At 46.0% G+C, this 13,702-nt stretch carries 8 protein-coding genes; 2 read left to right on the plus strand and 6 right to left on the minus strand.

The window, feature by feature from the left end; translation table 11 throughout:
• Position 1: 1 nt before the first annotated feature.
• The gene (gene zwf / locus D515_RS21555) at positions 2-1,498 is read right to left on the minus strand and encodes a glucose-6-phosphate dehydrogenase (protein WP_002541639.1); all 1,497 of its coding nucleotides are present in this window, start codon (positions 1,496-1,498) and stop codon (positions 2-4) included.
• A 362-nt stretch (positions 1,499-1,860) separates the two neighbouring features.
• Between zwf and D515_RS21565 the strand changes: the two genes are divergently transcribed.
• Positions 1,861-2,490, plus strand: a complete 630-nt coding sequence (locus tag D515_RS21565) for a glycine-rich domain-containing protein (RefSeq protein WP_039850479.1) — start codon at positions 1,861-1,863, stop codon at positions 2,488-2,490.
• Positions 2,491-2,695: 205 nt separating this feature from the next.
• Positions 2,696-3,856, plus strand: coding sequence for a CHRD domain-containing protein (locus D515_RS21570; RefSeq protein ID WP_002541643.1), 1,161 nt, complete (start codon positions 2,696-2,698; stop codon positions 3,854-3,856).
• A 470-nt stretch (positions 3,857-4,326) separates the two neighbouring features.
• Here the strand turns inward: D515_RS21570 and D515_RS25785 are convergent, their stop codons facing one another.
• From D515_RS25785 to D515_RS21595, 5 genes are all read right to left on the minus strand, one after another.
• A complete protein-coding gene (locus D515_RS25785) occupies positions 4,327-6,147 on the minus strand; it encodes a hypothetical protein (RefSeq protein ID WP_002541645.1) in 1,821 nt (606 codons plus the stop codon).
• A gap of 200 nt (positions 6,148-6,347) precedes the next feature.
• The gene (locus D515_RS26395; protein ID WP_051997543.1) at positions 6,348-9,650 is read right to left on the minus strand and encodes a calcium-binding protein; all 3,303 of its coding nucleotides are present in this window, start codon (positions 9,648-9,650) and stop codon (positions 6,348-6,350) included.
• A 335-nt stretch (positions 9,651-9,985) separates the two neighbouring features.
• Entirely contained in the window at positions 9,986-11,215 is a 1,230-nt protein-coding gene (locus tag D515_RS21585; RefSeq protein ID WP_152442416.1) for a hypothetical protein, read from the minus strand.
• Between the two features lie 52 nt (positions 11,216-11,267).
• Positions 11,268-12,635, minus strand: coding sequence for a calcium-binding protein (locus D515_RS21590; protein ID WP_002541648.1), 1,368 nt, complete (start codon positions 12,633-12,635; stop codon positions 11,268-11,270).
• Positions 12,636-13,209: 574 nt separating this feature from the next.
• Entirely contained in the window at positions 13,210-13,695 is a 486-nt protein-coding gene (locus D515_RS21595) for an acyl-CoA thioesterase (RefSeq protein ID WP_002541650.1), read from the minus strand.
• Positions 13,696-13,702 lie beyond the last annotated feature (7 nt).

Raw genomic sequence — 13,702 nt, forward strand, 5'->3', positions numbered from 1 at the left:
TTCACAGCTCGCAATATTCTGTATTGGTTAGGTTCTTACATGGATAGCGCCACTCGCGTCCATCGCGTTTTAGCAGCGCATCCGCTTTTTCTGGGCCCCAGGTGCCTGCGGCATAACCGAACAGCACATCTGGATCTTCCTTATAGCGCAGAATCGGCTCAACAAACTCCCAACATGCTTTCACTGCGTCAGAGCGGGCAAACAGCGTCGAGTCACCTTTTACGGCATCCAACAGTAAGCGCTCGTAGGCGGTCAGAAGCTGTGCTTCTTGCAGGTTCTGGTAGTGGAACTCCATTGAGACTTCTTTGGCTTCAAAGCCAGCGCCTGGTTTTTTCAGGCCGAAGCTCATCAGAATGCCTTCATCTGGCTGAATGCGGATGATGAGTTTGTTCTCAGGGGCATTGGCACCAAACACTGGGTGAGGGGTTTTCTTGAAGTGAATAACCACTTCGGTCACACGTGTTGGCAAGCGCTTTCCTGTACGTACATAGAAAGGCACGCCGTTCCAGCGCCAGGTGTCGACAAACATCTTCAAGCCGATGTAAGTCTCGGTACGTGAGTCTTCCGCCACGCCCGGCTCTTCGCGGTAGCCTAACAGCTTTTCGCCGCGAACGTTGGAGCCCGTGTACTGACCCAGTACCAGATTGTTCTTCAGGTCGTCGTCACTCAGTGGACGGAAGCTCTGCATAACCTTGGTGACTTCATCACGAATGGAGTCAGAGCGGATAGCCGCGGGTGGTTCCATCGCAACCATGCCCAGCACCTGTAGCAGGTGGTTTTGCAGCATGTCGCGCACCGCACCTGAACCGTCGTAGTAACCGCCACGACCTTCTACACCCAAGAACTCAGCGCCCGTGATTTCAACGTAGTCAATGAAGTTACGGTTCCACAGCGGCTCAAACATGCCGTTTGAGAAGCGGAATACCAGCAGATTCTGGACCGTCTCTTTACCCAGATAGTGGTCGATGTGGTAAAGCTGCTTTTCGTTGAAATTACGGTGGAGTTTCTTGTCCAGCTCTTCTGCAGATGCAGTGTCATAGCCGAAAGGCTTTTCAACAATCAGGCGTTTCCAGCCGTTGGATTGGTCGTGCAAATTGTGGTCTGCCAGACACTCTGGAATGACGCCATAAAGGCTTGGCGGCGTCGCCAGATAGTAGAGATTGTTGTTGCCGGTGTGGTGCTTATCGCTCAGTTCGTCCAGGCGGGTAACCAGTTTGCTGTATTCGCTGGACTCAGCAGGATTGATAGGAAGGTAGTATAGGTGTTGGCTAAAACGCGCGAGAACGGCTTCATCCACCTTCTCATTTTCTCTTAAAAACGCGGCGAGTTTGTCGCGGAAAGCGTCGTCGGAGTAGTCGGTGCGGCTAACGCCAAGAATCGTAAAGTTCTCTGGCATCATGCCATTTGCATAAAGGTGATAGAGTGCTGGGATCAGCTTGCGCTTAGCAAGATCACCTGACGCACCAAAAATCACAATATTGTTGTTTTCTTTCGCCATTTGGATTTCCCTGCGATGGGCGATTAATCAGTCTCGAATGGAGAAACGTGCCCAAGGTCGTGAGGCCAATAAAATACCAGCATTTTCCCCAAAATATGATTGTTTCTTCCTATCTTTTTAATAGGCAGTGCCTTTAACGCTTCATTTGTGTACGAACTTGGGGGAATGTGTATGAGTTTGCGTTCATATCTTGTGAGCTTGGTTCCCAAGTCGTCGGCTTGAACTTTAGGCTGAAACCTCTCTACTTCCACGTTCATTATTCTCGCTGATAGTGATGATTTTCACTTAGTTTTGAGAATTCGCCCATTTTAACTGCCTTTGTATTCCGTTAGCGTAGCCAACAAAAGGGATTGGAGTGTGATATGGAAATCTGGTACATAGGGTGCGTTTTTTTAGTTGTGGTATTTTTCTACGTTTCACAGTACCAAAAGCGAAAGGCACAGCGGGTATTCATTGGCACATACCGTTTCAACAAAGCGATCAAAACAAAGGTTCACCAGCGTTATCCCCACCTGACTGATGAAAATCTATCCCTAGTTATCGATGGTTTGAAAGAATATTTCTTTCTTTGTCATGAGGGTAATAAACGCATGGTCGCGATGCCTTCACAGGTTGTGGATGTCGCTTGGCATGAGTTCATTTTGTTCACTAGAGAATACAAAGGATTTTGTGACAAAGCATTTGACCGGTTTCTGCACCATACGCCCACCGAAGCGATGGTGACACCAACGATGGCTTTGGACGGTATTAAACGGGCATGGCGATTATCTTGCGCTCGTGAAGGTATCAATTCCGCGAATCCATCAAAGCTTCCGCTCCTTTTCGACATAGACTCAAGGCTAAATATTGACGATGGCTTTAAGTACTCGCTCGACTGCCAGAAGAGCAACTCAAATACCTACTGTGCCAGTCACATTGGCTGTTCTTCTGGCTGCGGGGGTGGAATGGGTTGCTCAGGAGATGGTGGTGGCTGTGGTGGCGGGGGAGACTGACCAGACATGATTTTAGCGCTCTCCTCTGCAATAAACCTTTACAGACTATTGTCTCGATAACGCGTTTTACATTTCACTCCTGACTATTCACTAATGCTTTGAGGGGCATGGTGCAAATCGCTGCATCTACCCGAATCCTATCTTCGTCTTCAGAAAACAGGTGAAAGAAGAAACCTGATCATTTAGGACAAAAGAGGATTTTAGGATGAAAAAGCTAGTGGTGTTGATGGCAGTGTTTCTGTTGTCAGCGTGTGGATTTGAGGCAACGCAAACGTATCACTTAACCTTGAGTGGCAGCCAGGCAGTGCCACTCAATGATTCAGAGCTGTCGACAAAGGCGCGTGTTCAGCTTGATGAAAAACGTAAAAAGCTTCGGGCCAGGCTGTATATCGATGGTATCGAAGGTTTTAAGTTTGCCCATATTCACAACGGCGGAATAGGGGAAACTGGCGGTGTGGAATACACCTTTGAAGCGCCTAAAAAGCACAAATGGAAACACGGTGAAAAGCGCTATTTAGTGGTTCGTGAGAACGGCTTAAGCTATGCCGAAATGGAAGCGCTGAAGAACGGCGATTGGTACATCAATGTTCACACCGAAGCGGTGCCTTCCGGCGAAGTGCGCGCGCAAATTGTGCCGAAGACTATCACTATTCTCTCCTTCAAAGCGGATGGCAGCCAACAGGTGCCGTCTGTAGCGACTGATGCCAGTGGACAAGGGTATCTGGCTTATAACAGCGTCGAAGAAACGCTGAATCTAAGGGTGAATTCGCAGGGCATTGAAGATGCAGTCGCAGCCCATATCCATACTGGTCGCGTTGGCAGCAATGGCGGCGTGCTGGTGGTGTTGGATCAAAACGCGGAGGATCCCAATGTGTGGACGGCGCCTGAAGACACGTCACTAAGCGCAGAAACGTTTGAAGACATGCTTTCAGGCGCCTTTTACACCAATTTCCACACGCCAGCGAACCCACCCGGCGAAATCCGTGGGCAGATTTTCTCGCCTGACTATTCCATTTACACTTTCCCACTGTCGGGTGATCAGGAAGTTCCGCCTGTTACGACAGACGCGAGCGGTGATGGTTATGCCTTGCTGAATGATGTAAACGGTCACCTGGATTTAAGATTGGTTACCCGAGGTGTCGAAGATGCAGTGGCGGCACATATCCACCAAGGTATCACTGGCACCAACGGTGGCGTTGTGGTTGGTTTGGAGCAAAGCGTTGATGACGTTAGCGTATGGCAAACGCCAGTAGATACCACCTTGACTGACGAACAAAAAGTGATGTTTCAGTCAGGCGGGCACTATGTAAATGTGCATACACCTGCGGTTGGAAGTGGTGAGATTCGAGGGCAGATTGAGCCGTAGCTTTTCTCGGGGTTACCTAGACAAAGCGGTGCTGAAGCACCGCTTTGTTCTACTCTACATCTTGGCTTTTTCACTGAGCCTTCTTCCTAACCCTACTGCATACACAGGGCTTCTTGCTTCTAGAGTAGAAATTTCTGAAGGAGAAATACCCTTCGGATCAGTGCTAATACAAAAAAATTTTTGCCAAATAGGTGCTCTGTAATACTGGTAGTCGGCGGAAGAAACGAAACTTTTAATTGGGCTGATTTGGAAAATATACGTGAATCTAGCTTGGGAATAAGCCTTTATTCCATTGCGATAATTAGTACTCCAAAAAACTATTAACTACTGCAGTATTATGGATGGAAGCTCGTTTGGTTTTGTTAATTGACAAGGGTTATGTAAAAAAATATCGAAGATTGAGGCTCATCTCGAGCCTCAAAGAAAAAGCTAATAGTGGCGTAATTGGTTATTAGCCTTAAGGTTTCGATTTACTGAGATAGCATTAACTTTTGAGCAACGAGAAATCCTAAGTTTGACTTTCCTGATATCCATAGGTTCCCATCATTGTCAACATGAAGCCCTGAAGCAATTGATAGACTGCTAGGAAGAAAAAACTCTTGAACTTCAGAATTGTCCTTATTCGCTATAGTTAGATAATTTACGCAGTTATCTACACAGTCTTTCTTGCTCCGCTCGACATAGATATAGTTACCTGAATCCATTTTTAAGGCTGACACCAAGAATCGATTTTCTTCTTCATTTTCGTGATCAAACCAACTTGGGCGTGGGATTGGTTCTATTTCGACCATGATATCATTGTTACTAGAGTCTTTTTCAAATCTTCTTCCGCATCTATTTAGTATGATATCTTCAGTAGACAAAATCTCATTGCATTCATAGGAGTAAGGATATTCTATACTGTTGATGTCTTGTTCCTCTATATTTCCCTCTCGGAACCTGACTATGGTGTTCTTACGTGACTCGGTTATACCTGAAAATATATCTCCATCAAGGCTCGTCAAACTAATCCTTCTAACTTCCGATGTCGATATCTCAGAGTTCCTTTTTATCTCATTACCAGTTGATATTTTTATTTCTGTCAGATGTGAATCGCTATACGATTGATTGGTGTAAGATAAAAACAAGCTGTCATTTTTAAATAACGCATCACTTGGTGAAGGAACACTGTTGATATACTCTATTGTAATAGATTCTTGTGGTGAATTTAGATTAGGAGTCAGCTTATAAAGTGCGCTTCGGTCGTCAGATGATCTCAGGTAAAATATTTGACCTGAGCCATCATCGACATGAATCTTTCCGAGTTTTTCGAAAATAGAGGTTCGTAACGGTATTATTACTGTCTCACCACCATTAACTGGCTTTATCATTAGGTTTCTATTGGTTTCAGAACTAGAGCCATAATATATAAAGGCGTTGTAAAATCGACTGTATGTTAAATGGTTGTCTTCATCATATCGGCCAACCAACGCTTTTGGGAGTTCTGAGCTAATTGTTGAAAGCTGTTCACTCTCGAACATCACCGAAATTAATATATTGTCCGAATTTGAGCCAAAGCAGTAATCGGCATAACATAGGTTAACTGATAAAGTATACCCCTGATCCATCGTATAGTAAGACATTGTATTTAGGCTTTCGATAGTAACAGGACATGTTGCTTCAGTCCTGTCAGAGTTGAAAGGACACTGGATCACTGAAAATGAAGCATCTCCAGAAAATTCCACATAGGAGTTTGAGCTTCTGTGAGAATTTTCTATCGGTATTTTTATATCAAATACCATCTCAGTTGGGTCATCGATTCTCCGTTTCACGGTATACGAGCGTATTGTACTACTTGAGATGGTAGGGAGCGTCGTGTTCACATTGAGAGTAATGTCGAAAGGAGAACCTTCTATCGTGCTGTTACAGTTCTCATCATAACAAAAGTACAGTGTGAGCACTTCCTTGTAGTCACCTCCAGGATTTGACTCAGGCAAGTAGTAGTCAAAGCTAACGTTAGACTCTCCTCCAAGGACAATTGATAGTGATAAGTTGCTAATTCCTGATGAAGAACCAAAGTTACTTCCCACGTACAAATAAACTTCACTTGTAGATTCAGGTATTGATACTTCTATTGGTAGATTGAAGGAGGCATATCGGTTCTCAGCTGTTACATATAGATCAATTTCTGATTGAAGAGGTAAAATACCTGAACTTGAACCGTTATTATCTGCTCCCCCTCCTGAACCAGAACCTCCACCGCAACTAACAACCAGCAAAACAGAGAATAGAGTTAAAACTAGATTTTTCATGACTGCCAACTTCCATGATTCTGGTGAGACTTTCTTGCTAACCAATGAGCTTTTATTAGAATTCCCTTGTCTAATTGGATGCTACTAAATGCCCATCAGCTTGAATGACTTAGTTTTGATACGCGGTGTAAGATCTTTTGAAGTCTAAGGTGGAAAAACAGCGCCAATCGGCGCTGTTTTCAGAACGATGATGTGGAACATCAAGATAGATAGAAGAAATCAAAATCATCAGCGCTGATGTCTTCCGCGTTGATGTTTTTCAGCAGCACATTGACGTTGTCATCAACATATTCCGTCTCTCCGCCGAAGTCGAATTTACGGATCATCTGAATCAAGGTGTCATCGCCTTGCTGTGTGATGATGAAATCATCAAAGTTAATCTCGGCGTAGTGGATGTTGTTGAATGCGATCTTATCGATACCAATTTCAAAATCAGTGATGGTATCTGTTTCAACGCTGCTGCTGTAAGTCTGTCGAGCGTCGCTTAAGACAAAAGTGTCTGCACCTTGTCCGCCAGTGAGGGTATCGTAACCTTCGTCGCCTTGCAGCCAGTCATCTCCGTCGCCTCCTTCCAATATATCGTTGCCCTTACGCCCCAACAGTGAGTCATCACTGGCGCCACCGACGATGTGGTTGGCGGAGTTTCTGCCAATCAAAGTGAAGGAAATCTGCTCATCTGAAAAGTCATCAAGCTGAACATTTTGAAGAGTGGAGATGGCTGTTGATGAGCCTTGAATTACGACATCATTGCCTACTTGCTTAATCAAATCACTTGCTCTGAATATATTGTCTTCGTTAGCGAGGAACCGGATTGTGTTGTCATCCAGCAAGTGGGTAATATTCAGCGAATCAACGGCCACTTCAAAGTCCGTGATGGTATCTTCATATCTGTAGTTATTGAACGAGTTCCAATCATAGCTGTTAAAGCCAGCCAACTCGGTGCTGAAATGACCAATCACAAAGGTGTCAGCGCCTTCGCCTCCGGAGAGTTGGTTCTCTCCCTCTCCAGCATGGAGTCTGTCGTTCCCTTGACCACCGTCAAGGCTATCGTTACCACCATCACCAGACAGCTCATCATCGCCTTCACCGCCGAGGAGAGTGTCATGACCTCCGCCCCCAATTAGGGTATCGTTCCCGCCGCGGCCTTCGAGAGTGTCGCTGCCGGAGTTGCCATCAAGAGAGTCATCGCGGTTGCCACCGATAAGTGTATTCCCAATACCGTCTGATGCAGCGCGTACGAGAAGTGTGATGTCATCTAATGCTATTGAGTCTGGGTCAACGCCTTCTAGATAGATTTCAAAGCCTAGGTCAGCTTTGAGGACCGTGCCATTTTCGTAGGCGGTAGGTGCCAAGCTTGATGGTGAGAAAGTCAGACTCGGTCTATCTGAATAATCAAAACCGTAGTAACTGATAGTCGCTTTAAATATCAATTGGTCTTCGTTAACGTCAAAGTCCTTAATCGTCGTGATACCACTGGACCCAAACTGGAGATCGAACGTATCGGCACCTTCACCACCCGCCAAAATCTCTTTTTTACCGTAACTGATTAGCGTGTCATTTCCTGCTCCACCATCCGCATAGTGAGTCGCGGTGATGACGTCGTGCCGTTTATCACCGAAAACCCATTGGTTTGATTGAAAGCTACCGCCATAGTGCCAAGACTCTCCAATGTGCGCTCCCCAAGTACTCAGGGAATCATTGAAGGTCGATGTGCTTGTAAACGAAAAATCGTCGGCGGATAACAAGGAAGCGTTGGTATTGTTCAGGGTAATGGTGGAGCCATTAGACAGAGTAATCACAGCTTTTGAGCCCACTTGCTCGATAACCAGATCATCAAAGTCAGAGGCAATCGCTGTATCGATGGTGATGGTATCAATGCCAATTTCGAAGTCGGCTATTTTGTCATGCCCAGTGAAATAGGAGGGTATCGAATTTGCACTTTTGGCGAGGTCAAAATACAAGGAAGTGCCAAAATGGAAAGTGTCCGAGCCTGCACCGCCATGAAACCATTGATTATTGGCATTGCCGGACAGGATATCATCCCCTGACCCAGCGAACAGGGCAGCTCCATTTCCTAGACTGCCGACAACGTGGAGGACATCATTTCCCTCGCCCCCCAATAGCGTGTCTTTGTTGCCAAGGCTCGTTAATACGTCATTGCCACTGCCACCCCTTGCAACATCATTTCCATAGCCTTCCACCCAGTCATCACCCGCACCCCCTATAAGAGTATCGGATGAGCTTGAATCTCCATGAACTCTGTCATTTCCGCTGCCACCAATCGCCAGTTCAGACTCAAAAATAACATCGTTACCAGTACCACCCATGGCAAGGTCCTGTCCGTCACCACCATTTAGGTAGTCGTTCCCTACACCACCAGAAAGTGTATCGTTGCCCCCAATGCTGTTGATACTATTAATCTCGTAGTCACCATAAAGAATATCGTCGCCATCTCCACCATTAAGCGTATCATTGCCGGTGACACTACTATGTGAGACGGTTCGATAGTCACCGTATAGGGTATCGTTACCTGTTCCGCCGTTCAGAGTGTCATCACCATCGTCGTTGGCGGGGCGCCAATCGGCCCTAAACGATTCGCCGCCATACAAGGTATCGTCGCCGTCACCGCCATTCAGGACATCATGATCACCGCCGCCACTGAGTGTATCGTTACCACCACCGCCATTAAGGGTGTCATTATCGTTATCTCCATCCAGCGTAGACCTATCATTCCCATAGACAGTCAGAGTATCGCTCCCATCACCACCCGAGAGAGAGCCTCCATCCTCGTCAATCAGAATGTCGTCTCCAGCCTCTCCGTAGAGGGAATCCCAGCCCTGATTACCATGAAGTAAATCGTTACCTTGCCCCCCATAGAGTGTGTCATGATCTGCACCTCCATTCAGGATGTCGTTTCCGTCACCGCCATAAAGCCTATCGTTACCGGCATCTCCACTCAGAGAGTCATCACCTTCATCACCATAGAGAGTGTCTCTGCCATCGCCACCATAGAGCTTATCCTGGTCGGCACCACCGTATAATTTGTCGTTGTCTTGCTCGCCGAAAAGCTCATCATTACCTTCGCCCCCATGGAGAGTATCGTTTAGGGTGCCACCGTATAATTTGTCGTTGCCTTCCTCACCATAAAGCTTGTCGTCACCTATGCCGCCATATAACTCATCCTCTCCCAGGCCACCATATAAGGTATCTTTGCCACCATCGCCATAGAGGAAGTCATTTCCGCCATAGCCATAGAGCTTATCGTCAAGACTGCCACCATATAGCTCGTCGGTGCTCTCGTGACCATAAAGGGTGTCTTTTCCACCGAGCCCGTAAATACGGTTGTTACCTTCGACACCGTAGAGGACGTCGTCGTTTTCTGTACCGGTAATCTCGTTATAGGTAGTGGTTGTATAAACGAAATCTGTAAGTTCAAGGGGGGCTGAACTGAGCGTGAGTGAATACGTTCCTTCGTTAGAAAGACTGAGTTCTTGAATAGACATACCTATCTCCATGGAATGCTTTCCGTCGGCGATAATATTTAAAGTTCAAGACGGAATGAGAAATTTTTGAATCGGGGCTGATAATTGTTTTTGGCCATCAAAACTGATTACAAAACAAAGCGCGTTAACAAGTCTGTATTAGTATTTGGACAGATGAGCATTGAATGGTGCCTGTTCACAAATTAGTGCAAAAAGGAGCATAGAGAATGGATGTTCAACAGGAATAGTGAGCATTGAATGGGTTTGGAACCGGGAAAAGAAAAGGGGGTAATAGACCCCCGCGAAAAGACCCTATATCCAAAAAAATTGCCGGATAGCCCGGCAAAAAGTTTTGGTTAGAACTTTAAATTATTTCGGGCATTTTGCATGTTACTGCCCGTTAGAAAAGTTGGACTCTCTTTGTTCATCGCTTTAATTTTGGGAAGTTCTCCCATCTGTGCATTGAGTACGTCGGCAGCATGATTGAGTGCAACCCATTGATGGTCTATTGTCGTTTCGGTTTGCACATAAATATGATGCCCGGCGTCACCAAATTCTTTCAGGTAATAGGTGACATCATCAGTGTTGTTCTCATCTCCAATATCATTCAATCCCAACGAGTTGTTGCCGAGGATGCAGTTTGTATCTGCCTCTTCAATACATTTATCCATTAACTCTTTTGTGAACTGCGGCTTTGTTGTCCAAATCAATTCGTCATTAACAACCTCGTAGTCATTCCACATGTTGTACGCCATGGCGATTGGGGTGTTGTCCCATTTCTTCGCAGCAACTTTTATTTGCCAGCGAAGGCATGATTTGTCGCTTTCCAGGGTCATACCTCCATTTAGCAAGGCCTGCACGTTGTGTTTTCCGTCTGGTCGGTTGTAATCGCCTTTGTTGCGCCACATTGTTTCCGCATGGTGTGTCATGCAGCCAGAAACAGCGAGTTCTCTGATCACAGGAACATTGTCGTATTTATCGGCAAGTTTCTCTTGCAGGTCTCTCCAGTGTGTTCTGAAAGATAGCTTCCAATGGGAAGGGATGATGCCTTGTTTGTTATTTTTGAAATAGGCTCTTACGCCGCACATTTCTTCTGCTGTAGCGTTCTGTCCTTTCTCGCAATTCTTCAGCTTGTATTTCCCTTTGTGCCAATGGTAAGTGAGCCATTTAGGAGAAAAAACACCTGAAAAGACGCGTAATTTAATGCCTAGGGTGTTAGTTGTTTCAGGGTCATTGTTCCACTCATTGACGCGTGCAATCGCCTGATCAATGACATTATTCTCGGTGATTGGCCCCGCTTCTTCTTTCTGAAGGTGACGCCATTCAACCTGAACAACGAGTCCATCAATATATTCGCCGATAGGCTTTTGCTCTATTTGCCCATCACTTGTTTCAACAGAAACGAGTTGATAAGGGTCGTCGTAGCCATTTCGATCAGAGGTAAAGTTGTTGACTGAGCCATCTACATCGCCACGCAGTACGAAGCCTGTAATACGTTCTTTAGGCTCTGCAAGGGCAGGGTTTGCATTCAAAATCAGTAACAGTGCTAAGACAGACTTTATAAGGCTTTTCATTGGTTCCTCCATGAACCATTAAGAATGCTGGGGAAGTGTTGAACCCCAGCATTCAAATAGTGAATTAAACGAAATCAAACATATCGCTGGTCACTTTGTTGGCGTTGAAGTCTTCCAACGTCACTGTTGTGTGGTTGCCCAGATCAAGCACGGTATCGGCACCAACTTGGGTAATACTAATTTGGTTGAATTTCGTCAGCAGAGAGCTGTCGATTTGTATTTTGTCGCCTTGGCCTTTGCTGAAATCAGCGATGGTGTCGTTATGATCACGATATTCGAAAAAGAAGGTATCTGCGCCGAAACCACCCACCAAATAGTCATCGCCGTTGCCACCAACGAGCAGGTCATCACCATTCTCGCCGTACAGACAGTCATCTTCGCCGCCACCATACAGTTTGTCACTGTTGGCACCGCCTTTAAGGATGTCGTTACCCATGTGACCTTCGAGAATGTCAGCATGATAACCACCGTCTAGGTAGTCATTGCCTTTACCACCATTCAGGTAGTCTTCACCGGCTTCACCATACAGAGTGTCATGGCCATCGGAACCGCGGAGTTCATCATTGTTGTTGCCGCCATACAGGGTGTCATTACCCGTGCCGCCATGCATGTAATCCAACATATTGCCGCCGTACATGGTGTCGTTTCCTGCACCACCTAGCATGCGGTCATCATTGCCTTCGCCGTGCATGATGTCGTCGCCGTCGCCACCGACCAGGTAGTCGTTGCCACCGCCGCCATAAAGTTCATCGTTACCGACATCACCGTAAAGTTCATCACCACCGCTGCCGCCGTAAAGCTTGTCATCGCCTAAGCCACCACCCAATTTGTCAGCGCCGTCTTCGCCTCTCAGCTGATCGTTGTCGGCGCCACCATAAAGCTGGTCGTTTTCGCTACCACCCCAGAGTGAATCCTGGCCTTCGCCACCGCGGATAAAGTCTTCGCCTTCATTGCCCCACAGTACGTCGTTGCCTTCATCGCCATTTATCTCGTCGTTGCCTTCATTACCGAAGAGGACATCGTTACCCAAGCCGCCGCTAACAAAGTCATCTCCTTCGTTGCCTCGTGCTTTGTCGTCGCCATCACCACCATAAAGGTTATCTTGGCCTTCACCGCCATAAAGATCGTCAGCGCCGGTTCCGCCATACAGGTTATCGTCACCATCAAAGCCCTCAACCCGGTCATCGCCCGAATCACCGTAAAGGTTGTCATTCGACAGACCACCACGTACCCAGTCGTTCCCCGCGTCACCATGCACTTCATCTGTGCCTTTACCGCCGATAACAGTGTCATCACCATCACCGCCATAGATAAAGTCTGTGCCGTCCCACCCTTCGATGTAGTCATTTCCGCCGTTGCCATAGATAAAATCGACGCCATTTGTGCCGATGATGTGGTCATCATTTTCTGTTCCATTAATGATGTTGGCCATTTGATGCTCCGTTTGTCTGATTGAGAAAAATCGATCGCGATGTAAGCGCTTTCTTGCCAGCGGAATCTGACGTATCAGCGGATGAGTTTCTATAGTGAAAAGTTTCATGAGTGAGACAATTTCTGTCGAATTAATTGCCGGAATGCTTAAAGGGGGAATGTGGTGGGAAAAACGCGATATTTTTTAGTTTTCGCTAAATAAAACAAGTAACTCTATAAAAATCATAGGGATGAATTGCTTGGTTGTTTACAATTTTGATGCTGTCACTAAGAAGATTCTAAAAATATTCGACATGAGAAAATAAGAAAGTATGGAATTAGAATGAAATGCTGTTGGAAGAGAAAAAAAATGGGAATTTTTACCATTTTTCTGGGTATTTCGTGTGACTCATTCGAATTAGTTGTTGATATGGAGCGTTTGAATATATATGTAATTTTATTGATTATTCTTTCAGATTGGAGTTTATCTATTTGATATATATAAAATAAGAGGCTGGCAAGCCTCTTACTTCAGAATATTTCAATGCTCTTGACTTCAACAATATAATTGAACAATTTTGGGCATTACTCTCTCGCTACTTAAGAAGTTTCACATGCGCTTCCATCTCTTCGCCGATTTGTTTACGCATATTCATCAGGCGAATGGCAGATTGTTCAAGCTCTTTGTCTTCGTCAGTTTCCGGCACCCATTTCGGAATAGGTGTTGGCTTACCGTTTTCGTCCACGGCCACCATGATGACGATACAGTGGGTAGTCAGACGATTTTTCATCTCTTTCGGGTCACTGGCCTGCACATCAATTGCAATATGCATGGAAGATGTGCCCGTGTAGATGACTTTGGCACTGACTTCGACAAGGTTACCAACGTGAATTGGTTGCACGAAGCGAATACCGCCAGCGTATGCCGTTATGCAATATTTGCCACTCCATGCTGCTGCATTTGCGTAGGCTGCAAGGTCAATCCATTTCATCACGGCACCACCGTGTACCTTTCCGCCAAAGTTAACGTCTCCGGGCTCTGCCAGAAAACGTAATGTCATTTCCCTTTGTCCTGCACTCATTCTTTGT

This window comes from Grimontia indica, from assembly GCF_000333895.2.
Classification (GTDB): domain Bacteria; phylum Pseudomonadota; class Gammaproteobacteria; order Enterobacterales; family Vibrionaceae; genus Enterovibrio; species Enterovibrio indicus.